General features: G+C 64.5%; 26 protein-coding genes. 7 read left to right on the top strand and 19 right to left on the bottom strand.

Annotation, left to right across the window (positions count from 1 at the left end):
* Positions 1-37: 37 nt before the first annotated feature.
* The 8 genes from FJ942_RS00720 to FJ942_RS00685 all read right to left on the bottom strand — a co-directional run bounded on the left by FJ942_RS00720 (position 38) and on the right by FJ942_RS00685 (position 6,998).
* A complete protein-coding gene (locus FJ942_RS00720) occupies positions 38-826 on the bottom strand; it encodes a DeoR/GlpR family DNA-binding transcription regulator (protein ID WP_140728071.1) in 789 nt (262 codons plus the stop codon).
* Positions 827-951: 125 nt separating this feature from the next.
* A complete protein-coding gene (locus FJ942_RS00715) occupies positions 952-1,212 on the bottom strand; it encodes a UxaA family hydrolase (RefSeq protein ID WP_210243336.1) in 261 nt (86 codons plus the stop codon).
* Between the two features lie 17 nt (positions 1,213-1,229).
* Positions 1,230-2,129: an NAD(P)-dependent oxidoreductase gene (locus tag FJ942_RS00710; protein ID WP_140555617.1), complete on the bottom strand. Its 900-nt coding sequence runs from the start codon at positions 2,127-2,129 to the stop codon at positions 1,230-1,232.
* A gap of 57 nt (positions 2,130-2,186) precedes the next feature.
* The gene (locus tag FJ942_RS00705; protein WP_140897070.1) at positions 2,187-3,419 is read right to left on the bottom strand and encodes a PhnD/SsuA/transferrin family substrate-binding protein; all 1,233 of its coding nucleotides are present in this window, start codon (positions 3,417-3,419) and stop codon (positions 2,187-2,189) included.
* Between the two features lie 24 nt (positions 3,420-3,443).
* Positions 3,444-4,250, bottom strand: a complete 807-nt coding sequence (locus tag FJ942_RS00700; RefSeq protein ID WP_140547458.1) for an ABC transporter ATP-binding protein — start codon at positions 4,248-4,250, stop codon at positions 3,444-3,446.
* Complete coding sequence (locus FJ942_RS00695) at positions 4,247-4,999, bottom strand: ABC transporter permease (protein ID WP_140583911.1); 753 nt, start codon at positions 4,997-4,999, stop codon at positions 4,247-4,249. Before FJ942_RS00695 ends, FJ942_RS00700 begins: the two co-directional genes overlap by 4 nt.
* Positions 4,996-5,766, bottom strand: coding sequence for an ABC transporter permease (locus tag FJ942_RS00690; protein WP_140555620.1), 771 nt, complete (start codon positions 5,764-5,766; stop codon positions 4,996-4,998). Before FJ942_RS00690 ends, FJ942_RS00695 begins: the two co-directional genes overlap by 4 nt.
* 35 nt (positions 5,767-5,801) lie before the next feature.
* On the bottom strand, positions 5,802-6,998 hold the full coding sequence (locus tag FJ942_RS00685; RefSeq protein ID WP_140628984.1) for a UxaA family hydrolase: 1,197 nt from the start codon (positions 6,996-6,998) through the stop codon (positions 5,802-5,804).
* 141 nt (positions 6,999-7,139) lie between these two features.
* Here FJ942_RS00685 and FJ942_RS00680 point away from each other — a divergent pair, with 141 nt between their 5' ends.
* Positions 7,140-7,799 carry a GntR family transcriptional regulator gene (locus FJ942_RS00680; RefSeq protein ID WP_140497561.1) on the top strand — a complete coding sequence of 220 codons (660 nt, stop codon included), beginning with the start codon at positions 7,140-7,142 and terminating at the stop codon, positions 7,797-7,799.
* The gene (locus tag FJ942_RS00675) at positions 7,796-8,671 is read left to right on the top strand and encodes an SMP-30/gluconolactonase/LRE family protein (RefSeq protein WP_140514479.1); all 876 of its coding nucleotides are present in this window, start codon (positions 7,796-7,798) and stop codon (positions 8,669-8,671) included. The genes FJ942_RS00680 and FJ942_RS00675 overlap by 4 nt, the downstream gene beginning before the upstream one ends.
* A gap of 6 nt (positions 8,672-8,677) precedes the next feature.
* On the opposite strand, the gene FJ942_RS00670 is transcribed toward FJ942_RS00675, so the two are convergent.
* Both FJ942_RS00670 and FJ942_RS00665 read right to left on the bottom strand, forming a co-directional pair.
* Positions 8,678-9,511, bottom strand: coding sequence for an SDR family oxidoreductase (locus tag FJ942_RS00670; RefSeq protein ID WP_224519090.1), 834 nt, complete (start codon positions 9,509-9,511; stop codon positions 8,678-8,680).
* A gap of 198 nt (positions 9,512-9,709) precedes the next feature.
* Positions 9,710-10,390, bottom strand: a complete 681-nt coding sequence (locus tag FJ942_RS00665) for a GntR family transcriptional regulator (RefSeq protein WP_246679626.1) — start codon at positions 10,388-10,390, stop codon at positions 9,710-9,712.
* A 249-nt stretch (positions 10,391-10,639) separates the two neighbouring features.
* Here FJ942_RS00665 and hutH point away from each other — a divergent pair, with 249 nt between their 5' ends.
* On the top strand, positions 10,640-12,136 hold the full coding sequence (hutH, locus tag FJ942_RS00660; RefSeq protein WP_140671913.1) for a histidine ammonia-lyase: 1,497 nt from the start codon (positions 10,640-10,642) through the stop codon (positions 12,134-12,136).
* A 43-nt stretch (positions 12,137-12,179) separates the two neighbouring features.
* On the opposite strand, the gene FJ942_RS00655 is transcribed toward hutH, so the two are convergent.
* From FJ942_RS00655 to FJ942_RS00630, 6 genes are all read right to left on the bottom strand, one after another.
* Positions 12,180-12,860, bottom strand: a complete 681-nt coding sequence (locus tag FJ942_RS00655; RefSeq protein ID WP_140525094.1) for an aspartyl/asparaginyl beta-hydroxylase domain-containing protein — start codon at positions 12,858-12,860, stop codon at positions 12,180-12,182.
* A 133-nt stretch (positions 12,861-12,993) separates the two neighbouring features.
* Positions 12,994-13,209 carry a KTSC domain-containing protein gene (locus FJ942_RS00650; protein WP_140525095.1) on the bottom strand — a complete coding sequence of 72 codons (216 nt, stop codon included), beginning with the start codon at positions 13,207-13,209 and terminating at the stop codon, positions 12,994-12,996.
* A 164-nt stretch (positions 13,210-13,373) separates the two neighbouring features.
* Positions 13,374-14,312 carry a sugar ABC transporter substrate-binding protein gene (locus FJ942_RS00645; protein ID WP_140514469.1) on the bottom strand — a complete coding sequence of 313 codons (939 nt, stop codon included), beginning with the start codon at positions 14,310-14,312 and terminating at the stop codon, positions 13,374-13,376.
* Positions 14,313-14,326: 14 nt separating this feature from the next.
* Entirely contained in the window at positions 14,327-15,322 is a 996-nt protein-coding gene (locus FJ942_RS00640; protein WP_140686640.1) for an ABC transporter permease, read from the bottom strand.
* Positions 15,322-16,320 carry an ABC transporter permease gene (locus tag FJ942_RS00635; RefSeq protein WP_224681912.1) on the bottom strand — a complete coding sequence of 333 codons (999 nt, stop codon included), beginning with the start codon at positions 16,318-16,320 and terminating at the stop codon, positions 15,322-15,324. Before FJ942_RS00635 ends, FJ942_RS00640 begins: the two co-directional genes overlap by 1 nt.
* Positions 16,317-17,816 (bottom strand): sugar ABC transporter ATP-binding protein, encoded by a 1,500-nt coding sequence (locus tag FJ942_RS00630; RefSeq protein ID WP_140555628.1) that lies wholly within the window; start codon positions 17,814-17,816, stop codon positions 16,317-16,319. The genes FJ942_RS00635 and FJ942_RS00630 overlap by 4 nt, the downstream gene beginning before the upstream one ends.
* 314 nt (positions 17,817-18,130) lie before the next feature.
* On the opposite strand from FJ942_RS00630, the gene FJ942_RS00625 reads away from it, so the two are divergent.
* From FJ942_RS00625 to FJ942_RS00615, 3 genes are all read left to right on the top strand, one after another.
* Positions 18,131-18,805, top strand: coding sequence for a GntR family transcriptional regulator (locus FJ942_RS00625; protein WP_140497544.1), 675 nt, complete (start codon positions 18,131-18,133; stop codon positions 18,803-18,805).
* 178 nt (positions 18,806-18,983) lie between these two features.
* Positions 18,984-20,495, top strand: a complete 1,512-nt coding sequence (locus tag FJ942_RS00620) for an altronate dehydratase family protein (RefSeq protein WP_140497541.1) — start codon at positions 18,984-18,986, stop codon at positions 20,493-20,495.
* 59 nt (positions 20,496-20,554) lie between these two features.
* A complete protein-coding gene (locus FJ942_RS00615) occupies positions 20,555-21,301 on the top strand; it encodes an SDR family NAD(P)-dependent oxidoreductase (protein ID WP_140497539.1) in 747 nt (248 codons plus the stop codon).
* Between the two features lie 64 nt (positions 21,302-21,365).
* Here FJ942_RS00615 and FJ942_RS00610 read toward each other — a convergent pair whose 3' ends face one another.
* Positions 21,366-21,893: a hypothetical protein gene (locus FJ942_RS00610; RefSeq protein WP_140897069.1), complete on the bottom strand. Its 528-nt coding sequence runs from the start codon at positions 21,891-21,893 to the stop codon at positions 21,366-21,368.
* A gap of 77 nt (positions 21,894-21,970) precedes the next feature.
* Here FJ942_RS00610 and FJ942_RS00605 point away from each other — a divergent pair, with 77 nt between their 5' ends.
* Complete coding sequence (locus FJ942_RS00605) at positions 21,971-22,906, top strand: LysR family transcriptional regulator (protein WP_140897068.1); 936 nt, start codon at positions 21,971-21,973, stop codon at positions 22,904-22,906.
* A gap of 127 nt (positions 22,907-23,033) precedes the next feature.
* Here FJ942_RS00605 and FJ942_RS00600 read toward each other — a convergent pair whose 3' ends face one another.
* Entirely contained in the window at positions 23,034-24,104 is a 1,071-nt protein-coding gene (locus FJ942_RS00600) for a tartrate dehydrogenase (protein ID WP_140897067.1), read from the bottom strand.
* Positions 24,105-24,310: 206 nt separating this feature from the next.
* The gene (gene fghA / locus FJ942_RS00590; protein WP_140562365.1) at positions 24,311-25,144 is read right to left on the bottom strand and encodes an S-formylglutathione hydrolase; all 834 of its coding nucleotides are present in this window, start codon (positions 25,142-25,144) and stop codon (positions 24,311-24,313) included.
* Positions 25,145-25,179 lie beyond the last annotated feature (35 nt).

Raw genomic sequence — 25,179 nt, 5'->3', positions numbered from 1 at the left:
AGTCAAATATCAAGCCAAAAAGTCACAAAATATCACATCAAGATGCGATGATCAGTTCCGGCCCTTTTTGTAAAAGCGCGTCGGCAAGCGCAGTTTGCGGCCGGGCGTCGACGATAACGCCGGCGGCGCGGTCGAAATTCGGAATCCTGAGCGGCGTCAGCTTGCCGAACTTGCTGCTGTCGAGGACGAAATAGGTTTTGCCGGCGAGCGCGATCATGCGGCCGCGCTGCTCGGCACCGGCCCTGGTGAAATCGGTCACCTCGCCATTCGGCGACAACGCGCCGCCGCCGAGAAAGGCGATGTCGACGCGAAAGCGCGCCATTGCATCGAGCGCATCGATGCCGGAAGCGGCCTCCTCGCCTGGGTCGACTTCACCGCCCAGTATGTGCACGCGCATGCCGGGCACATGGCACAGATGCAGTGCAATCTTCAGGCTGGTCGTGCAGATGGTGAGATCGCGCAGGTCGTTCATGGCCTGCGCGACGGCCAAGGTGGTGGTGCCGGAATCGAGGAACACCACCATACCGCTGCTGACAAGGCCGGCCGCCGCCCTGCCGATCGCCGCCTTGCCGTGCGCATTCTCCCGGCTGCGCAGGCCCATCGCCGGCTCGCTCGGCTCGAAGCGAGCGGCGCCGCCATGCACGATGCCGAGCCGTCCCTGGTCTGAAAGCAGCTTCAGGTCGCGGCGGATGGTCTCGCGCGAGACGTCGAAAAAGCCGGCCAGTTCGGCGACGCTGACCGAGCCCTGGGCACCCAGGCGCCTCAGGATCTCGTCATGGCGGCGAGGAGCAAGGGCACGTGCCGGCAGACGGCTGTCGGGGGACATGAAGAACCTCATATCGAACGAATGATGGCGATATGTGGCAGTGAACCGGCCGGGAGGCAACCGCGAGGACGGCGTGGCCATAGTCGATCGATAAGGTCTGGCCCTGTTCGGGTGCTGACCCAGCGTCAGCGTCCGCGCAGGCTTTGCAGATTGTGCACGTGGACGTGGTCGCCGGCCGCCACGGCAGCCGTCAGGCGGCCGATCGCCTCGCCGTATTTGCGTATGGTGGAGCCGGCGGCCAGGTCGTGCAACGCCAGCTTATGACCGGCTTGCAACGCGGCGCCGGCCTTGAGGACAACCCCCTCGCGGGCGCCTCGCGTCGTCACTTCGGCGCCTGCCTCGACCGGTTCCACGAGGACAGCCACGTCGTCGTCAGCGTGCAGCACTATGGCTCCAGGCTTGGTCATGCGCCGGCAAGCCGGACCTGGACGCCGGTCGCGTCTTCGCGCAACTTCAGCACGGCGCCAACATCCTTGCCGGCCATGCCGGCGTCCATCGCCTCCCTGAGCACGGCAAGCGTGGCGCCCCCGACCGGCGTCTCGACGCCGAGCGCATCATTCATCGCCAGGGCAAGCCGGCAATCCTTGTGGGCGAGCTTGACCATGAAGCCTGGCTCGAAGTCGCCCTTGAGCGCGCGATTGTGCATCGCCACCGCCAATTGCTGGTTCCAGGCCATCGTCGTCTTCAGCACGTTGATCATGGTGTCGAGCGTCAGGCCCGCCTTGGCGCCGGCGACCAGCGCCTCGGAGCTGGCCGTTATCAGCACGCTGGCCAGCAGGTTGTTGGTGAGCTTCATTGCCTGCCCCATGCCGAGCCCGCCGCAATGGATGAGGTCGGCCCCCATGCTCGACAGGATCGGGCGCGCGCGCTCCAGCACGGCGGCATCGCCGCCGATCATCAGCGTCGAGGTTCCGGCGATGGCGTGCTCCACCGTCTTGCCAACAGGGCTGTCGATCATGTCCACGCCGCGTTGCGCCAGCCATGCGCCGATACGCTGGGTGGTCTGCGGGTCGATCGTGCTCATGTCGATATAGAGGCTGCCGGCCCTGAGGCCATGCCCGATGCCGTCGGCACCGAGCACGGCGGCCTCCACATCAGGCGCATCCGGCAGCATGGTGATGACGATTTCCGATTGCTGCGCAACCTCGCGCGGCGACGCCGCCGCCCGGGCGCCGGCGTCGACGAGTTTTTTCACCGCCACGGGGTTGAGGTCGAAGACCGTCAGCGCATGTCCTGCCTTGAGCACGTTGCGGGCCATGGGTGCGCCCATGGTTCCAAGTCCGACAAAACCGACTGACGTCATGGATCAACTTCCTTCCCTGAATGACTCTGCTGCGAATGCGCGTGCCCCCCGAACTCCTCAGGACGGCACTTTCCACTGGTCGAGCTGCCATGCCGGCAGGCCACGCAGATCCTTGGCATTCTTGTCGGTGAAGCCGCTTTCGTCCGGCACCTTGCCCGTGCCCTCATAGGCTTTCTGAAGCAGCGGCGCCGCCTTGCCGAAGGCGGCCTTGACCTGGTCCCAGCTCAGCGCCTCAGGAATCATCTTGCCGGCAACCATGAACTGGGAGATCTGGCTGATTGCCGCCGCATCGCCTTCGGTCGGCCAGATCCAGCCGCGCTGGAAAAGCAGCTCGTCGCCGATGACCTTGGCGCCCAGCGCAGGATCGAGCCCCCAATATTTGACAACCGACTGCGAGATCTCCCGCGGGTCGATCTTCTGGAGATCGGCAAGCGCGCGTTGCGCGGCCGTCAGGAAGGCCTGGCCGAGCGCGGCATCGTCGCCGACGATGCGGTCGCTGCAGATCCAGAAGGAACGGTGCAAATAGTAGCCGTCGGGGTAGAATTTCGACTTCTTGACGCCGGGCAGCATGTGGCCTTCGCCCTCGCCCGCGGGTCCGCTGTAGCCGGCCTCGGTATAGCCGAACGAATTCATGATCCCGGTGAGGCCGGTTTCGGCATTCGCCTTGAGGAAGGCCGGGTAGATCACCACCGACGCGTCCATGCCCTCCGGGAGGGACGCGGCAACGGCCTGGGTCGGCGTGTTGACGATGTTGATGCCGAAGGCGCGCGGGTCGGCGTCGCCCAGTTCCTGCAGCAGCATTTGCGAGAGCGCGTTGTAGGGGTCGCCGCCGACAAGCGCGCCGACGGTCTTGCCCTTGAGGTCGCCGATGTTCTTGATGGCGGAGCCCTTGCGGGTCGCCAGCACCATGCGCATGTGGCCCTCACCGACGGTGAGAATGTTGATCGGCTGCGCCTGCGAAAGCAGCCGCACGATCGGGGTGTTGCCCCACATGCCGATGTCGAGATCGCCGGAGACGAAAGCCTCCACCATCGGCAGCGCGGAAGGATAGTCGCGCCAGTCGACTGTCAGGTCGTAGCCGAGTTCGGCGGCCGCCTTCTCGAGCAGCTTTTCGTTGATCATGCGTTGCGTCAGCGGCGAGTTGCCAGCCGCGTAGGGCTGGCGGCCGATTGAGACCTTGGCCGGCTTGCGGTCCTGCGCCCGCACGATCGATGGCATGGCCAGCGCGGCAGCCGCGGCACCACTCAGGACTGCGCGTCGGTTGAATGCGGTTTCCAGAAGTTTCCTCATGACAATCCTCTCCCTGTTGTCGTTTCAGTTCATCGTTGCGCGGTAAGCCTCTTCGCGGATCAGTTCCCAGATCGATTGGCTGAGCCTGGCGAAATCGCCGGAGCGCCGCGTCTCGTCGCCGCGTGGCCTGGGCAGGTCGATGTCGATGACCTGCTTCAGGCGGCCCGGATGGCTGCTTAGCACCGCGACCCGGTCGGCCAGGAACACCGCCTCGTCTATGGCGTGCGTGATGAAGACGACCGTCCGCCGCTCGGCAGCGGGGCGGTCCTGCCCCCAGATGCGCAGCAATTCGTCTTGCAGGATGACGCGGGTCTGCGCGTCCAGCGCCGCTAGCGGTTCGTCCATCAGCAGGATTTCCGGCTCGTTCGCCATCAGGCGCGCCAGTGCCACGCGCTGGCGCATGCCGCCCGATAGCTGGTGCGGGTACTTGTCCTCGGAGCCGGTCAGGCCGACCATTTCGACGGTGCGGTTGACGCGGTCGGCGCGCTGCGCGGGCGAAAGCCCTCGCCCGGCCGGCCCATAGATCAATCCGAACTCGACATTGCCGCGCACGGTGCGCCAGGGAAACAGGGCATAGTCCTGGAACATCACGCCGCGTTCGGCCCCCGGTCCTTCGATCGGCCTGCCGTTCAGGCTCATCGTACCCGACGTCGGCCTGTCGAGGCCGGCGAGCATGTTGAGAACGGTCGTCTTGCCGCATCCGGATGGGCCGACGATAGCCATGAACTCGCCGGCCTTGATGTCCAGCGACAGGCTGTCGACCGCCACCACGGAGGCAGATTCCCCGAAGGATTTGCTGACGCCGTCGAGGCGGATCTTGGCATCGCTCATGGCTGGCTCCACGGCACGGCGAAGGCGAGTGCGGCACGCAGGATGCGGTCGAGCGCGAAGGCCACGATGCCGACCGCGATCATGCAGACCACCATGCCGTTGAGGTTGATCGAATAGGCGTAGAAGACGAACATCATCTGGCCGATGCCGCCGCTGCTGCCGGACTTGGCGCCGACCGCAAGTTCGGCGGCAATGATCGCCGTCCAGGCGATGCCGAGGCCGATGCGCATGCCGACCAGAATGGATGGCAAGGCGGCCGGCAGCAGCACCACCCGCATCCGCGTCAGCGGCGCCAGCCCCATGGTCAGCGCGGCGCGCATCAGACTGGGCTCGATACGCTTCACGCCCGAGATGGTGTTGATCAGGATCGGGAAGAAGGCGGCATAGGCAACGATGGCGACAGCTGCCCCGGAGCCCGAGCCCAACCAGAGGATAACCAGGGGCAGGATGGCAAGTGCCGCTATCGGCCGGAAGGTCTCGACCAGCGGATCGAGATTGCGCTCGACGGCCGGCATGCTGCCCATGGCGATGCCAAGCGGGATCGCCAACAGGGCCGCCGCCGCGAAGCCGGCGAAGACCCGTCCGAGGCTGGTGGCGAGACCGGCCACGAGATCGCCGTCGCGCAGCATGGAAATGGCCGTTTCGGCCACCGTGCTGGGGCGTGGCGCCTGGGCGGAGCCGGACGCGAGAGCTTCCCAGACGACCAGCAGCAGCACCGGAACGATGAGGCGAAGCGCAAACCTGTTCATCGCGCCACCTCCGTCCGCGCCCACGGTGTCAAGACATCAGAGAGCCAGCGCAACCCCTTGTCCGTCAGGAAGCCGAGCAGGCCGATGGCGACGATGAAAGCCATCACCGTCGGCGTCGACAGCATGCTGCGGTAGTATTCGATGGCGTAGCCGAGGCCGTTCGGCGCTCCTACCAGTTCGGCAGCGACGACGGCGGTCCACGAGGCCGCCACCGCAAGCCGTGCCGAGACCAGGATCGCCGGCAGCGCCGCCGGAACGATGACGCGCCGCATGATCGCCCGCCCAGACAGGCCCATCGTGCTGGCCGCCGCGACGAGCCGCCTGTCGACGGCGGCGGCGCCCGCGGCGGTGCCGATCAGCAGCGGGAAGAAGGCGGTATAGAACATGATGAACAGCGGCAGCCGATGGCCGATGCCGAACATGTAGAGCGCAAGCGGTATCCATGCGATGCCGGCTATCGGCCGCAGGATCTCCACCGGCAGTTCGAGCAGATCGTTCCAGAGCCGGCTGCGGCCCATCAGCAGCCCGAGCGGCACCGCCACCGCCGCGGCAGCCGCAACGCTTGCCAGCAGACGGGCCAGACTGATCCCTGCATTGCCGAGCAGTTCGCCGTTGAGGGCCGTATCGCGCAGCGCAAGCGCAACCGCGACCGGCGACGGCAAGAGCAGCTTCGAAGGCACGAAGAACGAGCCGACATACCAGGCAAGGACGAACAGGCCCATCGTGCGCAAATACACGAACAGGCTGGTCAGGCGCGCAAAGCGCATTGTCCTTTGGCCGGCATCGTTCGAGGAGATAGCCGTCACAACGAGCCCCGCACGCGGGTCGGAACTTCGAGCCCTTCCCCCAAAATCTCGCCGAAGGTGAGGGTGCCGCCGGCGACATCGAGGATGGTCGCCAGCAGCCGGTTCGCCGCTTCGGCGACGGTTTCGATCCCCTCCGAAACCGGGCTGGCGTCGAAATCGATCTGCTCAGGCAGCCGGCGAGCCGTCTCGCGCCGCGCCGTGATCTTGATCGTCGGCGCGAGCGCGCTCGCGGTGCTGTTGCCTGGCCCGGTTGTGAACAGCATGATCTGGGCACCGGCCGCGGCGAAGCCTGTCATCGATTCCGGCGAGAAGGACGGGCCGTCCATGAGGTAAAGGCCGCCGGCGGTGACCGGCTCGGCCATGCCGAGCACGCCGTCGATGCGGCAAGTTCCCGTCTTGGCCAGGGCACCGAGGGACTTCTCCTCGATCGTGCTCAACCCGCCGCGTATATTCTCCTCGCCCGGATTGTTGCCGGTCAGGCTGTGGCCGGAAGCGGCGGCGAAGCGTTCCTTGCGCTCCACGGCCTGCAGGATCTGTCGTGCCACCGTTGCATCGCGAGCGCGCGCCGCGAGTATATGTTCTGCCCCCAGCCACTCGACGGTCTCACCGACAATGACGGTGCCGCCATGCGAAACCAGAAGATCGACCGCGGCCCCCACGACCGGATTGCTGACCAGACCCGACGTCGCGTCGGAATGGCCGCATTCGATGCCGACCACCAGCTGCGCGCCGGGCAAGTTCTCGCGCCGGATCCGCGAAGCCTCGCGCAGCAACGCCGCGCCGCGCCTGATGCCCTCGCCCATGACCGACAGCATGTCCTCATGCTGCTCGGCGAAGGAAACGCTGGCGACCGGCTTGCCGCAAGCCGAAATGCGGGCCGCGACCATCTCGGTCGTCGCCGAATCCACTCCGACCACCAGAACGGCGGCGGCGTTCGGATTGCGGCCGAGACCGACAAGTTGATCAAGGTGCAGGCCGAGGTCCGGCTCGATGTGCCCCCTGCCCGCGCTCGTCGCGGCCAGAAGCGCGCCTTCGAGGCCCGCCGCGATCCGCTCGCTGACGCGCAGCGCCAAACCATTGATGCACAGGATCAGCACATAATTGCGGATTCCGGCGCGGCCATCGATCCGCCTGTAGCCACTGAATGGCGGCAGGCCGTCGATTTTGTCGGCACCGGAGGCAGGCAGTGGCATTGGCGTTTCCAAACCGTCGCGAGCGAGGCAATCTCTTCAAATCTCAATATTTGATCAAATGTTGCCTTGGCAAGGGCAAAATTGACTTCTTTCGATCGCCGTGCGAGCAATATTTGCTCAAATCAGGGTAGGCTTGGATGCATGGCGCGTATTCCCGACGTTCAGAAGCTTCTTCGTGACGACATCGTTTCCGGAGCCATTCCATTCGGGGCAAGGCTGAGGATCGACGATCTCGCCGGTCGTTATGGCGTAAGCCATATGCCGGTCCGCGAGGCCTTGCGCGCCTTGAGCGGCACGGGATTGGTCGTGCTGGAACCCAATCGCGGCGCCAGCGTCAGGACGGTCCACATGTCGTTTGTGATCGACCTGTTCGATATCCGCAGCGCCGTCGAAACGATGCTGGCGCGGCGTGCCAGCGAGCGGCGTACCGCCGAGCATCTGCGCGATCTGAAGGCCGCGCAGGACATGCTTGAGCAAAGAGTGGCCAGCGACGACTTCCTTGCCGTCCCACATGCCAACAACATCTTTCACGGCGTCATCAACGAGGCGGCCGGCAATCCGGGCGCGCTGTCGATGGTGGATCGCAACTGGCTGCTGGTGGCGGCGATCTGGCAACGCTACGGCTATGACGAGGGGCGCTTCCATGGCGTCATCGACGATCATCGCCACATCATCCGGGCCATAGAGCGCCAGGATGCCGGCTCGGCGGCGACCTTGATGGGCGCGCATATCGAAAAGGCCAAACACGACCTCCTGGCGCGCATCGCCGTCGATCCCAAACCCGATATCGGCCGGCAATGACGGCCGGGTTCGAGGTCGCGGCGTCGACGGGCGATACGCTGGGCGAATCGCCGACATGGCTGGCGCGGGGCGGAGAGCTGTTCTGGGTCGATCTGCGGCGTCCTTGCCTGCACAGGCTGCGGCCCGAGACAGGAGCGGTGACATCGTGGCCGATGCCTGAGGTCATCGGCTCGGTGGTTCCACGAGCATCGGGCGGTGTCGTCGTGGCCTTGCGGCAAGGTCTCCACGCATTTGATCCCGCCAGCGGCGCACTGAGCCTGCTGGCGCGCGTGGAGGATGGGCCGCCCGAGCATCGGCTGAACGACATGAAGTGCGATCCCGGCGGCGGCATAATCTGCGGCAGCATGTGGGACTATGGGCTGCATGCGTCCGGGGCGCTTTACCGGATCGACGCCGCCGGAAGTTCGAGCCGGATCCGCGACGGGATCGCCGTGCCCAATGCGATCGCCTTTGCCCCGGATGGCCGTACCGTCTACTTCACGGATACGCGGCAAGGCGATATAGAGCGGGCGGATTTCGACCCGGCGAGCGGATTTGTGGGGCCGTGGTCTCTGTTCGCCGACCGGCACGCGGCGCCTGGAAAGCCCGACGGCGCCACCGTCGATGCGGACGGCTTCCTCTGGAATGCGCGCTACCAAGGCGGCTCGCTGGCGCGGTTCGCGCCCGATGGCCGGCTCGACAGGCTGGTCCCTCTGCCAGTCACTCAGCCGACCTCCTGCGCCTTCGGCGGTCCAGGCCTGAAGACACTGTACGTGACGACCGCAACGCAGAAGCTGACGGAGGATCAACTGGCCAACGAGCCCCTGGCGGGTTGCCTGCTTGCACTCGACGTCGGCGTGGCGGGACTGCCGGAGCCGGCTTTTGCCGGTTAATCTCGGCTATTGCCAGCCGAGATGGCGGCCACCCGTCGCCTGCAGGTCCGCCCCGGTGATGAAGCTGCCGGCGTCGGAGCAAAGCAGCAACGCCGCTCCCGCCATCTCGCGCGCCTCGCCGGCCCGCTGCATCGGCGCGGACCCCTTCTGGATCTCCGCCCATTTGGCCGCGTCCTCGCGGCGCCAGCGATTGCGCTCGGTAACGACAAGGCCGGGCGACAGGTTGTTGATCGTCACCCCGTGTGGCGCATAATCCTTGGCAAGGTTGAACGACAGATTGTGCTGCGCGCTCTTCAGCGCGGCATAGACGGCGAGATCGGATTCGGGCCGCGTCTGGTTGATGCTGCCGATCGTCAGCACACGGCCCCAGCCATTGTCCTTCATGCCGGGCAAGGCGGCCTGCAGCAATTCGATCGTCGCCTTGAAGTTGATCTGGATCTGGTGCTCGATCTGCTCGGCGGGTAGATCGAGGAAAGGCGTGCGGTACTGGATCGAGGCGCAGACGACAAGCACGTCGACACCACCCAACGCCTCGATCGCCGCCTGGACACAGCGAGCCGCCTCTCCGGCCCGAGCGAAATCAGCATCGATGGCGACGCCGCGCCTGCCCTTCCCGCGAATTTCACGGACAGCTTCGGCGGCCGCATCCGGCTGCCCGAATGCCACGTCGGCGTCGCGAGCGAAATGGACGGCCACATCGGCGCCCGCCTCGGCAAAAACCCGCACGATCTCACGACCGATGCTGACGCTGCCGCCGGTCACCAAGGCGCGCCGGCCAGCCATCGTGAAGCGCTCGGCAAGAGCCAGCGCATTCTGGATGTCGATCTCTTCCTTTTGCACCGTCAATAGCCCAGCCTTTCCAATTTGATCACACTTTTCTTTGGAGTGCTCTTCAAAACGCATTTTCAGGGAGAAATCCAGAACCAATTCTTCCATTTGATCAAATCAGGCAAGCTGAAAAGCAGCGTCCTTGGCCGGCAGCGGCTAGACGAAGGCGTACAGCCTGTCACGCGCGCCCATCGGAATTGGACAAAGATTCTAAGATTTTCGCGACAGACCGTCGCCTTCTATGGCGTTGACCAGTGTCTCGCTGCCTTGGCGCAGATGCTGCATCAAAACGCTGACGGCCTTGCCGGCGTCGCGTCGCCGGCAAGCGGCCAAGAGGCCGCGATGCTCCGTCTGAGAGCGGGCGCGGTAGTCGAGGTTCGACAACAGGATACGGACGTAGCGGTCGGCCGCATTATGGTGCGCCTCGATCAGGCCGAGCAACCGGCGATTGCCGCAGGCGTCATAAAGCGCCAGATGAAAGGCCCGGTTCAGCACCCCCCACCTGCCGACATTGCGCTCGGCATCGATCTGATCGAGCACCTGTTCGGCCTCGTCCAGCTTGCCGCCGGGTAGGCCGGGAATGGAGAGCCGCAGTGCCTCGCACTCGAGCAGTTCGCGCACGGCATAGATCTCTCGGATCTCGTCGCCGTCCATTCTGGCGACGTGCGCACCCTTTGTCGGGTGGATGGACACGATGCCTTCGGCCTCGAGCTGACGAAGCGCGTCCCGGATCGGCATCCGGCTGAAGCCAAACTGCTCGGCCAGATCATCCTGGCGCAACGTCGTGCCGGCCTTCAGGGTCCCGCTGGCAATGGCCTCGCGCAAGACATTGGCGACCTGCTCGGCAACCGTTTGCGGCCTCTCGATCAAGCCTTCGCCAAATCCGCGCAATCCATGCTCCCATTTCACGTATCGTCAGCTTAGGGGAAAGCTTCATTCTCGGATATAGGTATCCATGTGTACGAGAAGAGTTGCAAGCCGGCGGCGATGCGCCCGGCATGGACGCGAGATCGCCGCGGCGAAACCTTCGGAACGGGAATGGCTTGCAGTTTGGCCCGCGGAAACAGCAAAACCGGCAGCCGCCAGCCGCATGCGGTGAGGCCCGCGCGGCATTGGCGGCAGCGATCATGGGGGCAGGATATGACACTCAGAATGGTAGTGCTTGACGGCAAGCCGCTCAGTGCGGCTGATGTGGCCGAGGTCGCACGGCGCAACGCCCGCCTCGAGTTGGGCGGTCAGGCGATGCGCCGCATCCGCGAGAGCCGTGCGCTCATCGAGCATCTCACGCAACTTGGCAAGCCCATGTATGGCGTCACCACCGGTCTCGGTGCGTGCGTGGATACGCCGCTTGCGCAGGCCGACCTGATCGCGTTCCAGCATAGCGTACCGCTCAGCCACAGTATGGGCATCGGCCCCGCCCTTCCGACGGAGGCCGTGCGGGCGCTTATGGCCGCAAGGATTTCAGGCATGGCGGCCGGCGGCACCGGCACCTCCGAACATATGGTCATGGGCCTTGTGGCGGCACTTAACGCCGGGGTTCATCCGGTGATCCCCAGTTGGGGATCGATCGGGGCGGCGGACCTTGCCGCCCTCGGGCATATGGCAAGGGCGCTGCGCGGCGACGGCGAAGCGGAGTTCCAGGGCAAGATCATGCCGTCCGCCGAGGCGCTGGCTCTCGCCGGGCTCGAACCACTCAACCTGCGCGAGAAGGACGGCCACGCCATCATCGTCGCGAACAGCCTTTCGACCGGAACGGCATGCCTGTGCCTGGAAGACGTCGCCCATCTCATCGACTGGTCGCTGGCTGCCGTGGCCCTCAATTATGAGGCATTCCGCTCATCCGTCAGCGCAATCAGCGAGGAGGCGCTGTCAGCCCGCCCGGCATTCGGCCAGCGCGAGATCGGCGCGCGTCTGCGGGCGGAACTGGCGGGAAGCGGCCTGTGGGAGGACAACGCCGCGCGGCGTCTCCAGGACCCGCTCAGCTATCGCTGCGTGCCGCAGGTGTGGGGCGGCCTGCTGCATGCGTTCGAACAGGCGAAGCTGGCGACGGAGATCGAACTGGCTCATTCGGGCGACAACCCGGTTATCCTGCCGGAGATCGAGCGGGTCGTCTCGAACGGCAACTTCGACCTGACGGCGATGACGCTGGCCTGGGAACAGCTCGGCCAGGCGCTTGCGCATTGCGCGGTCGGCACCGCCAACCGTTGCATGAAGCTGATGTCGCCGATAACGGCGGAGCTGCCGCGCTTCCTGTCGGCCAGGGGTGGGAGCCGCCAGGGCTACGCGGAGCTGCAGAAACCGCTTGCCGCGCTGGAAGTCGAGATCCGGCACCTCGCCAACCCGATGTCGCTCAGCCCGCTTGCCGTTTCGGACGGCATCGAGGATCAGTCGTCGATGGCCCCGCGCGTGGTGGCCAAGACAGCCGAAATCGTCGAGCGGCTGCGTTATCTCGTTGCGATGGAACTGATCTTTGCGGCTACGGGGGTGGAATTGCGCGGTGTCGTCGACGGCATGGGCGACGGACCGCAGCGCACCTTCGCCGCCGTGCGCTCCCTTGTCAGCCCGCTTGACGACGACCGCGAAATGAGCACGGACATGACACGGATCGCACGGATGGTGGCGGGCCCACGCGACTGACGCGCCAAGGCGCTCGGCGAGCCCATGGCCCGCGAGCCTCTCCTCACGCAGAAAAGGACACGCCTCTGCGGCGCATGCCTGCCTGCACGCCGTGGACGATCAGGCGTGACAGGATTTCCATGTCGCGCGGCATTCGTGGACGCCAGATATCCAAAAGCAGGGCCACGCGAGGCTTGTCGGCGTTGTTTGTCACTTCGTGAGGGAACGTGTCGTCCCACAACAGACACTCGCCGTCGGCGATCCGCCTCTCCTGATGATTGATCATCATGACCGTCGCCGGACGACCATCTGCCTGTCGAGGGATTACCAGGCCGAGATGGAACCTCATTATGCCCCTGAAAGGGCCGCGATGGCTGGGAATGTGCTTGCCCGGAGCCAGGAAAGAGATCGCCGCCGACTTCACCTCAGGGCATTCTGCAAGCAGCCGGTCGAGGACCGGCATTCGCGCGAGGTTTTGCGGAACCGCGACATCGTAGGCCTTGAGCACGAACATACGCCAGTCGCGACCGTCATTGGCCGAGATGTCGGCCTGTTCAGGCATGATGTCGTGGAAGCGGGGCGCCTTGCCCACGGCAAGCGCTTCGTCGCGGATGGCCTGCCAGGCGGCCGTGAACTTGGTGGCGTTTGGAAATTCGCTGGCGGTATCGAGGATCGCCGGCGCGTCGATGCGCTTTTCGTAGATCCGCCGCACCAGACCGGATGCAAGATCGTAAACTTGAGACATTTCATGGCCTCGAGGACATCATGAAACGGATATCCAGCAATTAAGTTGCTGATCTTGTTCGGCGTATGCCTGTCAGCACGAATTCGTGACCGACGAACAGTCCCGCGATACCGCGCTTTGTTGCTGGCGTGCGTCAGCGTTCGGGGGCGCGTTCGACCAGACGAAACCTGTAGCGATCCCGTATGAACTCATTGAAGAAGCGTCCCTTGGAAGAGGCGGCTTTGAAGGCAGCGTAGGTCTCGGGCTCCACGTCTTCGTAGTCATAGCGGTTTCCGCTCGGTACGAACCAGACCGAAAGCACCCTGGTGGCGGGATGGTACTGTGTGCTGCGGATGGCCGTAGAAGGCATTGGCGTTCTCCCGGATGGATAATCCGGGGCGCAAACGGAAGTTCCAACTGTGCCGCGCAGCCTTGGCTGGCAGGCCTTCCTATAGTGAGCAGCGCAGCCGGATCGTCCGTCCGCGCCAGAAGACGAAGGAGCCGGCCCGGTTCTGCCGAGCCGGCCCCAAGGGATCAGAACGCCGGCTCGACCGCGTTGACATTGTCCTTGGTGACGACCGTCAGCGGGATCGGCAAACGGTCCTTGACCTCCTTGCCGTCCATGATCTCCGCCATGGTGTTGATCGCCAGGCGGCCGTCCTCAACCGGCGACTGCACGATGGTGGAGTACATTTCGTTGGTGCGGATCGATTCGAACGCATCCTTCTGGCCGTTGATGCCGACGATCGGCGGTGCCGCCTTGGACGGATTGGCCTCCTTCCAGGCGTCGATGAAGCCGCGCGCCATGGTGTCGTCATTGGCGTAGACGCCGCTGATCTGGTCGCCGAAACGGGTGATCAGGTCGCGGCTGACCACCAGCGCCTTCTGCTGGTCGAAATCGGCATTGACCGTATCGAGCACCTTGATGTCGGCGCTGGTTTCCTTGAGACGATCGGTGAAGCCGCCGACGCGGCCGATCGTCGTGCCGTTGCCGGCCTGGCCGGCGATGATGACGACGGAACCCTTGCCGCCAAGCGCCTTGCTGAGCGAGTCGGCCGCAAGCTTGCCTTCCTCGTAAACGTCGGGCCCGGTGAACGACTTGATGAACGGCTTGGCATCGTCGCTCATCGGCGAGTTGATAAGGATCGCGGGAATGTTCGCCTGTTGTGCGCGGGCCAGGCCCGGTATGTAGGCCTGCGGGTCGAGCGGCCACAGGATGATGCCGTCAACCTTGCGCGCGACGCAGGTGTTGAGCTGCTCGGTGCCCTTCTGGACGTCGAAATCCTGGCTGAGGCTCAGGATCTCGATGCCGAGCTCGCCGGCGCGCGCCTGGAGCGCCTTGTTGGCCGGCGTCGCATAGGCATGCGAATCCGCGGCCGTGACGTAGCAGACCGTCTTTGCACTGGCCCAGCCCGTCGAGGCCAGTATTACCGCCATGGCGGTAATGTGGAGCATGCTTTTCTTGCCAACCATAGGTTTCCTCCCAATCATGTATTTCCTCCTTGAGTGATTGGATTGTCGCGAATGAGCGCGGGGCCTGTGCCCGGCGCCCTCCCCTTGGTAGTCACGGCCCGATCGAGCACGACGAGCAGGATCAGGATAAGCCCCGACACGACCTGCTGGACGTATGCGGGAACGGATTGGAACTCCATCGCGATGGTCAGCGAGCCGATCGTCAGCACGCCGCCAAGCGTGCCGAGCGCGGATCCCTTGCCGCCTTCGAGGCGGGTTCCGCCGACCACGACCGCGGCAATGACGGCGACCGTCAGTTCCGAGCCGAAGACGGGCGAACCGGTGTTGGTGACGAGGCTCTGGAGAACGCCTGCGAGACCGGCGAGCGTCCCGGCGAAGACGAAGCCCAGAAAAACGATGCGATCGGAAGCGATGCCGCTCTCCTTGGCTGCCGCCGGATTGGACCCCACCGCAAAGACATTTCGGCCCGGTATTGTACGCGTCAGCCAGACATGCAGCAGCACGATCAGAACGATGAACAGCGCACTGCGGATGGTGAAGACTTCGAGATGGATCTTGGCGAACGCCAGTGAAAGCATGATGTCGGTGCCGGTCACCGGCTGGCTGTTGGTGATCCAATGCGCGAGCGAGCGGAAGATCAGCATCGTCGCCAGCGTCAGCACCAGCGAGTTCACCTTCAGCCCGACGACCAGCGCGCCGTTGATGGCGCCTGCCAGCATGCCGACCAGGATACCGACAAGTGCGGCAGGCAGGATGCCGATCTCGCGCTGCAGGATGACCGACATGATTCCCGCCAGCGCGAACACCGCGCCGCCGGAGAGGTCGATCTGGCCGGCGACCAGAAGCACCGTAAGTCCAATGGCGATCAGGCCGATCGTCGCCGCCCGGTCGAGGCCGAGTCCGAGGGTCGATGCGGAGAAATAACCCGGAACCGCCAGGGCGGAAATGATCAGCGTCAGGCCGAGGATGATCATCACCCTGTGCCGCGAGGCAAGCGCCAGGAACCTCATCACGCCACCCCCCTCTTGCGCAATGCCGCGTCCATGCCGACGGCGCCGACGATCAGGATGCCGAGGACAAAACCCTGGATCGGCGTGCGCACGCCGTCGAGCACCATGACGTTGGTCAGAAGCTGCACGAAGATCAGGCCCGCGATCGCCCTCGGCACCGAGCCGAAACCGCCGATGATCGACACGCCGCCGACCACGACCGCGGTGATGGCGCTGAACTCGTAGCCGGCGCCGATCAGCGGCCGCGCGCTTTGCAAGGTCAGGCCCAGCAGGCCGCCGCTGACGCCCGAAGCCAACGCCGTGATCACGAACGCACCGGCCTTCACCGCCTCCACCGGCACCGCGCTCGCCTCGGCGGCGCTGTAATTGCCGCCCGTGGCGAGCGTCCACCTGCCCCAGAAGGAGCGCGAGAGGACGATATGGCCTATGAGGGCGATCAGCAGGAAAATCAGCACCACGACCGGGACGCCGAAGAGCCGGCCCTTGGCGAATTCGGCCGAAGCGGGATTGTTGCCATAGACGATGACGCCGCCGACGGCCGCCTGCACGATGCCCAGCCCGATGGTGCCGATGCCGAGCGTGGCGATGATGGGATTGATACCGACATAGCCGACCAGCACGCCGTTGAGCAGGCCGATAAGGCCCGCAAGCGCCACCGCCAGGACGAAGGCAGGAACCGGCCCGATCATTGGCTGCAGCCCGAGCGAGAGGATGGCCCCGCAGGCGATGGTGGCCGGCACCGACAGGTCCGCCAAGCCGCCTGCCACAAGCACGAAAGTCATGCCGACGACGACGATGCCGACAATGGACATCGAGGTCAGGACGTTGAGCAGATTGCCTGTGGTGAAGAAGGCGGGGCTGACGAATGAGCCGTAGAGCACCACTGCAAGGATAGCGAAGCCAAGCCCCGCCTTGGACAGGACATCGGCAAGCCTGCTGCCGCGCGTGAAGCGGTCATTGCGGTTCGCCCCGCTGGTCTCCATGGCCGCATCAGTCATGCAGCCTCCCCCGTCGCCAGCGCCATGATGCGCTCCTCGCTCAGTTCGGCGCGGGCGAGCGCCTCCGATGCGCGGCCGTCGCGCATCACAACGACGCGATCGCAGACGCCGAGGATTTCGGGCAGTTCCGACGAGATCATCACCACCGCCATGCCGTCGGCGACAAGCCGGCCGATGATGCTGTGGATCTCGGCCTTGGCGCCGACGTCGACGCCGCGCGTCGGCTCGTCGAGAATGAGCACGGAGGGCTTGGCCGCGAGCCATTTGGCGATGACCGCCTTCTGCTGGTTGCCTCCCGACAACAGGTTGATGCGCCGCTCCCCGTCGGGCGGCGAAATGGAAAACTGCTTCACATAGGTCGTCGCCAGCGAACGGTCGGCGCTGCGCCTGATACGGCCGAAGCTGGTCAGACGCCGCAATATCGACAGGCTGATGTTCTCGCGGACCGACATGCCCGGAATGATGCCGTCGCCCTTGCGGTCCTCGGGGACGTAGGCGATCCCGGCTCGCACCGCCTCGGAAGGAGAGTTGATGGCGACCTTGCGCCCGTAGACGCTGACCGTTCCCTCCACCAGCCGCGACAGGCCGAAGATGGCGCGTGCTACCTCGGTGCGACCCGCCCCGACCAGTCCGGTCAAGCCCAGTATCTCCCCAGCGCGCACATCGAAGCTGACATCACTGAAATGCGCCCCGTCGCCGATGCGTTCGACACGCAGCACGGACTTGCCGATCGCGGCCGGGCTTTTCGGGAACACGTTGGCGACCTCGCGGCCAACCATCAGCCTGATCATCTCGGCCGCGGTTATGCCGTCGATCGGACGGGTCTCGATCATTGAGCCGTCGCGCAGCACGGTCACCTCGTCGGCGATCTCGAGAACCTCCCTCAGCCTATGGCTGATGTAGACGATGGCGATGCCGTCATCGCGCATCTTGCGAAGGATCCGGAACAGCGCCGCGGTTTCGTGCTCGCTCAGGCTCGATGTCGGCTCGTCCAGCACGATGATCCTGGGCTGCGCCGCATAGGCCTTGGCGATCTCGACCAGTTGCTGCTGGCTGATCGACAGGTCGCCGAGCCGCGCGCGCGGGTTGATGGCCGCGCCCAGCTCGTCGAGGACGGCGGCGGCCTTCCTGACCATTTCGCCCTTGTGCAGCCAGCTCCATTTGCCGGGCATGCGGCCGAGATAGACGTTCTCCGCGACGGTCAGGTCGGGAACAAGATTGATCTCCTGGTGCACCATGCGGATGCCGAGCGCCTGGGCGTCGGCGGGACGCCGCATGCGCACTTCGGCGCCGCCGACGAGGATCGTGCCGGCGGTCGGAGCGTAGGATCCGTTGAGCACCTTCATCAGCGTCGACTTGCCGGCGCCATTCTCGCCAACGACCGCATGGACGGTGCCGAACCGGACGGCGAAATTGACGTTCGACAGGGCCTTCACGCCGGGAAAAGTCTTGGAGATGCCTCTCATGTCCAGGGCACAATCGGCGGCGGCACTCATCTAGGCTTGGTCCTCCCTGGTAGCACGCGGCTGGCAGCGTTATGTTAGTATAATGCATTTCCAGGCACGGTTCGGCCCACCTCGAGCCGGCCCGAAGGCCCCTTTCAGCGCATCCGCACCAGGCACTTCACCATAGGCTGAAAATCACGCAACGGGCGGCACTATTGCACTAATATAATAGTTCTGGCAAGCTGGATCTGACCGCTCCCGTCACTGGCGTCGGATCGCAACGAACCCCGCGTCGCAAGCAGGTGCATTCCGTTTGACATTCGAATAATTTTGCCATTTCAGGTGGACGAACGATGGGATTTTCCATGGATCTAGATCCTTCGACCCTCAATCGAGCCCTCCCGCTGCGCGACCAGATCTACAACAAGATCCGCAACATGATCGTCGTCGGACGGCTGAAACCGGGTGAGGTCATCAATGAGATCGCAATTGCCGAAGCGCTGGGCGTCTCGCGCACGCCCGTGCGCGAAGCGGTCAAACGCATCAGCGACGAAGGGCTCGTCAAGATCCTGGCGCAGACCGGCACCTACGTTGCTCCCATCAGCCGGGCCGACCTCGAGGAAGCCTATGTCATCCGGCGTGCATTGGAGATGGAGAGCGCCAGGCGCGCCGCCGCCAAGCTGACGCCGGCTGCCTGTGAATTGCTGGAAGACAACATGGCCGCGCATAAGCTCGCCATTGCGCGCGGCAGGTACGCCACAGCGATTCAGCTCGACGACGTCTTTCACCGCACCATTGCTGAAATATGCGGCTTGCCGATGATTTGGCGCGCCGTCGACATCTCAAAGGCGCAGATGGATCGCGGCCGCTATCTCGCCATTCCGAAGCCCGGCTATGGCGAGCAGACGATCGAGCAGCACGAGGCCATTCTGGACGCGCTGAAGCGTCACGACGCCGAGGGCGCCGCACAGGCAATGGAGCATCACCTCGAGACGTCATTTCGCAACACGCTCGAAGTCGCCGCCGAGCTTCTCGACTGACGACCTCGACTGAGCGCTGAGACGGGCGGCGCAGGTTTGAGGTCCCGAACCTGGCATCCGACCGGCTTGCCGATGCCTGGTGAGCCGTGTTCGCAGCTTGACCGTTGACAATCTATTATATTAGTATTCCGATCCATTCGGCGGCATTGTGCCGACGGGGGCTTTTTCAGAGTTTGTAATGGCGCGGTTCATCCAGCTTTCGCATGCCGACAACATCCTTCTGGCGATCGATCCGTTGATGATCGGCGACAAGGCAGGCGACATGCCCGCGAAGGCGCGCATACCGCGCGGCCACAAGATGGCGATCCGCGACATCGCTTCGGACGAGCCGGTCGTGAAATATGGGCAGACCATCGGATTCGCCCGCGGACCGATCGCCGCCGGCGATTGGGTTCACGAGCACAATGTATATCTGCGCAATTTCGAACGCGACTATCTGTTCGGCACCAACGCCAGGCAAACGCCTGTCGTCCCTGAAGCCGAGCGCGCGAGCTTCATGGGTTACCGCAGGCCGAGCGGCAAGGTCGGGACGCGCAACTTCATCGCTGTCCTGACCTCGGTAAATTGTTCGGCCAGCGTCGCCCGCTTCATCGTAGAAGAGGTCAACCGCTGCGGCATCCTGCGCGACTATCCCAATGTCGACGGCGTGATCTCGCTCGTCCATGGCACTGGCTGCGGCATTGACACCAAAGGCCCCGCTTACGACCTCTTGAAGCGCACGCAGTGGGGTTTTGCCACGAACCCCAATGTCGGCGGCGTGCTGATGGTTGGGCTCGGCTGCGAGGCGTTCCAGATTCCGCGCTGGATGCAGTCCTACAATATCGAGGAGAGCACGACCTTCCGCACGATGACGATCCAGGAGACTGGCGGCACACGCAAGACGGTCGAGGCCGGGGTCAAGGCGATCGTCGATATGCTGCCCATGGTCAACGCCGCGCAAAGGACGCCACAACCGGCCTCCGAACTGGTGCTCGCGCTGCAATGCGGCGGGTCGGACGGCTATTCCGGCATCAGCGCCAATCCGGCGCTTGGCGCCGCCGTGGACCTGCTTGTCGCGCAAGGCGGCACGGCGGTGCTGTCCGAGACGCCGGAGATCTACGGCGCCGAACATCTGCTGACCATGCGCGCGGAAAACCGCGCGGTCGGCGAGAAGCTGATCGAGCGCATCCGCTGGTGGGAGGACTACACAGCCAAGCACGACATGGAGATGAACAACAACCCGTCTCCCGGCAACAAGCTCGGCGGGTTGACGACGATCCTGGAGAAGTCGCTCGGCGCGTCCGCCAAGGGCGGGACGACCAATCTGCGCGCGGTGCTGGAATATGCCGAACCGATCAACGAACGCGGCCTCGTCTTCATGGACACGCCCGGCTACGATCCGGTTTCGGCAACCGGCCAGGTCGCCGGCGGCGCGAACATATTGTGCTTCACCACCGGGCGCGGTTCGGCCTTCGGCTGCAAGCCGACGCCCTCGATCAAGCTTGCCTCCAATTCCTTCATTTTCGAGCAGATGCGCGAGGACATGGACATCAATTGCGGGGACATCCTCGACGGCGTCACGCTGGACGACAAAGGCCAGGAGATCTTCGCAGAGATCCTGCGCGTGGCATCGGGCGCGCGTACCAAATCGGAATCGCTGGGCTACGGCGACAATGAGTTCGTGCCCTGGAACCTCGGCGCTACCATGTAGCGACATCGCCCGCCCGCAACGGGCAACCTCAATTCACTCAACCAGAAAGAACGCTCGGCATGAACAGGATCGATCTTGACGGCCAACACGCCGTGGTCACCGGAGGCGCGCAAGGCCTCGGCTTCGCGATGGCTAAACGTTTCGTCGCCTCCGGCGCGACGGTCACCTTATGGGACGTCGACGAGGCGCGCCTCGAAGCGGCCAAGCGCGACCTTGGCAAGGCCGCCACGACCCTGGTCGTCGACATTGCGGATTGGGAGACGGTGGACGCCGCGCGGGCAAAAACCGAGGAGAGCGCCGGCAAAATCTCCATCCTGGTCAATTCTGCCGGCATTGCCGGTCCCGCCGCCCCGCTCGACAGCTACGACATAGAGACGTGGAAGAAGATCATCGACATCAACGTCAACGGCACCTTCTACGTCAACCGCGCCGTGGTGCCCGGGATGAAGGCGCGCAATTACGGGCGGATCGTCAACATCGCTTCCGTCGCTGGCAAGGAAGGCAATCCCAACGCCGCCGCCTATTCCGCTTCGAAGGCGGCGGTCATCGGCATGACCAAGTCGCTCGGCAAGGAGCTCGCGCAGTATGACATTGCGGTCAACTGCATCTCGCCGGCCACCGCGCAGACTCGAATCCTCGAACAGCTCACGCCCGAGCACATCGAATACATGCGCTCGCGCATTCCACGCGGCCGTCTGCTGGAGGTCGACGAGGCCGCCGCCATGGTCGCCTGGCTCGTCTCAAAGGAAAACAGCTTCACCACCGCCTCGACCTTCGACCTGTCGGGCGGGCGCACGACCTATTAGTCGAATACCGGCGCGCCGCGAAGCGTCTGCGCCGCGGCGCCCCGGTACACCGGCACTTGCTGCGTCACGGAGATGCGGCCGCGTCGCCGGCGAAGACTCGAGCTGCCTGGAACTGGGGGCGCAGCATCAGGTAGAACGCGACGGCGTGCGTGATCAGCAGCAGTGGGACATAGATTACGGGGATCGCGTATGCAGCGCCCAACTGCCCCGCCAGCTCAGGAAGACCGGCTTGGCTGCCGTGATAGTAGTCGACGGCGATATCGATCGTCCCCACGAGATTGAACGCGACGACGGACAACCAGAACAGCGGACGTATCCTCGTCGTCAAAAGCGCCAGCATGGCCAACACTCCGGTTGCGAAGTCGCCATAGGCGGCGAAGGTGGCGAAATCAGCCGGCAAATCGCGCCCGACGACGCCTGGAACGATGAAGACAAGCCCGAAGAAGCGGAAGCTGTGCAGCGTGGCGATGGCACGTTGCGCCTCGACCAGGTTGACGGATCTGAGCCGAGGCAAGACATACACGCCGACGCAGAGCAGCCAAGGCACGTAGCCTAGAGCGAGATGTAACAGGAAAATGGTTGCAGGCGACATATGGCCTCCCGAGAGATACACGGCGCAATTTACGCCCGCTTCCAGCGGTTGACTATTCGCGATAATGTTGACGGGGCATGAAGCAGAACTTCACAATCCGGAAAGGTGCGCTCGACGGCGTGGAGGCGTTCCTCGGCGTCGCGCAACACCGCAGCTTCCGAAAAGCGGCCGCGGAGCTCGGCGTCACGCCATCGGCGATCAGCCAGGCGGTGCGCGCGCTCGAGGTGCGCGTCGGCGCGGCGCTCTTCATGCGCACGACGCGCAGCGTCGGCCTGACCGAAGCCGGCGAACGGTTCCTTTCGCGCGCAAAGCCCGCTTTCGAGGAACTGGTCGCAGCAAGCGAAGTCGCACGTGAACTTGGGCAGCGGCCGACCGGGCTGTTGCGCCTCTCTGTGCCGCGCGCCGTTGTGCCGATCCTGCTGGAGCCGCTGGTGGCATCCTTTTGCCAGGCCTATTCCGAAGTAGAGGTGGAGATCGCCGCAAGCGGTGAGCTGGTCGACCTGGCGGCCGAGGGATTCGACGCCGGCATCCGGCTCGGCCAGTTCATCGCCGCCGACATGGTCGCGGTTCGGCTGACGCCGCCGTTCCCGCTCGTGGTCGTCGGCAGCCCTGGCTATCTGCGCCGGCAGAAACGGCCGGAGCGCCTCGACGATCTGCGCGGCCATGCCTGCCTGCGCATGCGCCGCTCCAACGGATCGATCGCGCCCTGGCCCTTCATCGACGGCAACAAGACCGTCGAGGCAATCGTCTCCGGGCCGCTGGTCGCGCATGATTACCCGACACTGCTTGGCGCGGCGATCCAAGGTGTCGGACTTGCACAGGTGCCCGGCCCTCTCACCGAAGCCCCGATTGCCGATGGCCGGTTGCAAGCGTTGCTCACGCCCTTCGCCGTCACGACGCCTGGCGTTTTTCTGTATTATCCCGACAGACGCCAGGTCTTGCCCAAACTGCGCGCGTTCATAGAGCATGTTAAATATCGGGGAACGGACGCCGAAGGCGCGCGAACTTCCTGAGGCCACGCCCTCGATGACATGCTTGCCTGTTCGTGCCGCGCTATCTCTTTGTTTTTGTCGCAATTCCCAAGGGAAAGCGCTACGCGCTTTTCCCGGGAAAACCGTACACACTTTTCCTGGAATTACTCTAATTGGCGCGAAGGGCCGCGATCACCGCGGCGGTAACCTCGGCGGTGCTCGCGGTGCCGCCGAGATCGGGGCTGAGATATTCCGCCCGGTCCGTGACAAGCTCGATCGCAACCATGAGGCGCCGCGCGGCGGCCTGCTCGCCGAGATGCTCAAGCATCAGGCTCGCCGTCCAGAACGATCCGAGCGGATTGGCGACGCCCTTGCCGGTGATGTCGAAGGCCGAACCATGGATGGGTTCGAACATGGACGGCCGGCTGCGCGAGGGATCGATGTTCGACGTCGAGCCTATGCCGAGCGATCCGCCCAGCGCGGCGGCCAGGTCGGAGAGGATGTCGGCATGCAAATTGGTCGCCAAAACCGTGTCGATGCTGCCGGGCTTGTTGACCATGCGCTGGGTCATGGCGTCCACCAGCATCCAGTCGACGGTGAGACCGGGGTAGTCGCGAAGCAGGCCGCGCACGACTTCGTCCCACAGCACCATGCCATGACGCTGCGCATTCGACTTGGTGACAACCGTCAGAAGCTTGCGGGGGCGCGACAGCGCAAGCTCGCAGGCGAAACGTGCGATGCGTTCTATCCCGGCGCGGGTAAAGACGGCGACATCCATGCCGACCTCGATAGGCAGTCCGCGATGGGCGCGACCACCGACGCCGGCATATTCGCCTTCGCTGTTTTCGCGCACGATCACCCAGTCAATCTGCTTGCCGAGATCGGGCCGCAACGGGCCGGTCAGCCCGGGCAAGAGGCGCGTCGGCCGCACGTTGGCGTATTGGTCGAACCCCTGGCAGATGGCCAGGCGCAGGCCCCAGAGGGTGATGTCGTCGGGAAGGTCCGGATCGCCGACCGAGCCGAAATAGATCGCATCGAAACCCTCCAGTTGCCCGAGGCCGTCCGGCGGCATCATGCGGCCGTTGCGGCGGTAATAATCGGAGCCCCAGTCGAAGCGCTTGAAGTCGAAGGCCAAACCCGGTTCGACAGCGGTCAGGGCTTCCAGAACCTTCACGCCGGCCTCGACGACCTCCGGCCCGATACCGTCACCACCGATGACAGCGATCCTATGCGAGGACATTTTCAGTTTCCTTCTCGATGGCAGCGACGATGGCGCCGCGGTTGTGGCCAAGCCATTGCAGCAGCATGCGGGTGGATTCGATCATCGTAGGGATTGACGATACCCTTGCCGGCGATATCGGGCGCGGACCCGTGCGCCGCCTGCGCCATGGCTATGTCGCCTTCGCCGATGCACAGGTCCTACCGCTGATAATGCCCGGCGGTTCTTCAGCCTAGCCGCGCGGCGTGCCACTTCAGGTGATCGTCCATGAAGGTCGAGATGAAGTTGTAGGAATGATCGTAGCCTTCCTGCATGCGCAAGGTGAGGTCGATGCCGGCCTTCTTGCAGGCTTCATCCAGCAGCCACGGACGGAGGCCTTCGTCAAGGAACCCATCGGCCGTGCCCTGGTCAACCAGGAACTCGCCAAAACGGCGGCCGTCCTCGATAAGCAGCGTGGCGTCATAGGCGCGCCAGTCCCTGTCGTCGGCGCCGAGATATTTCTCGAGCGCAGGCCGCGACCAGCCAGCGGTCGTCGGCTGAACGATCGGCGCGAAGGCCGAGCAACTCCTGAAGCGGTCGGGGTTCTTCAGCGCGATCGTCAACGCGCCGTGTCCGCCCATCGAATGACCCGATATGCCCTGGCGCGCCGTGTCGGCAGGGAAGTTCGCGGCGATCAATCCCGGCAGCTCGTCGAGGACGTAGGAATACATACGGTAGTTCCTGGCGTAAGGCTGCTGCGTCGCATCGACATAGAAACCGGCGCCGCAGCCGAACTGCCAATTATCCTTCTCGTCCGGCACATCGGCACCGCGCGGGCTGGTGTCGGGGCAGACCACGATGAGGCCAAGCTCGGCCGCCAGGCGCCGGTACTCGCCCTTGTCCATGACATTGGCATGGGTGCAGGTGAGACCCGAAAGATACCACAGCACCGGCACCGGCCCATCGTTGACCTGCGGCGGCACGAAGACGGCAAAGGTCATGTCGCAGGCGCAGACCTCTGAAGCGTGCGAATAAACACCCTGGACGCCGCCATGCGACTTGGACGTGGAAACGACTTTCATCAACTCTGCCTTTTCGTCATGACCTTTCCGTCCGA

Origin of the sequence: Mesorhizobium sp. B2-4-2 (assembly GCF_006442845.1) — a bacterium.
Classification (GTDB): domain Bacteria; phylum Pseudomonadota; class Alphaproteobacteria; order Rhizobiales; family Rhizobiaceae; genus Mesorhizobium.
This window is presented reverse-complemented; position numbering and strand designations above follow the sequence as displayed.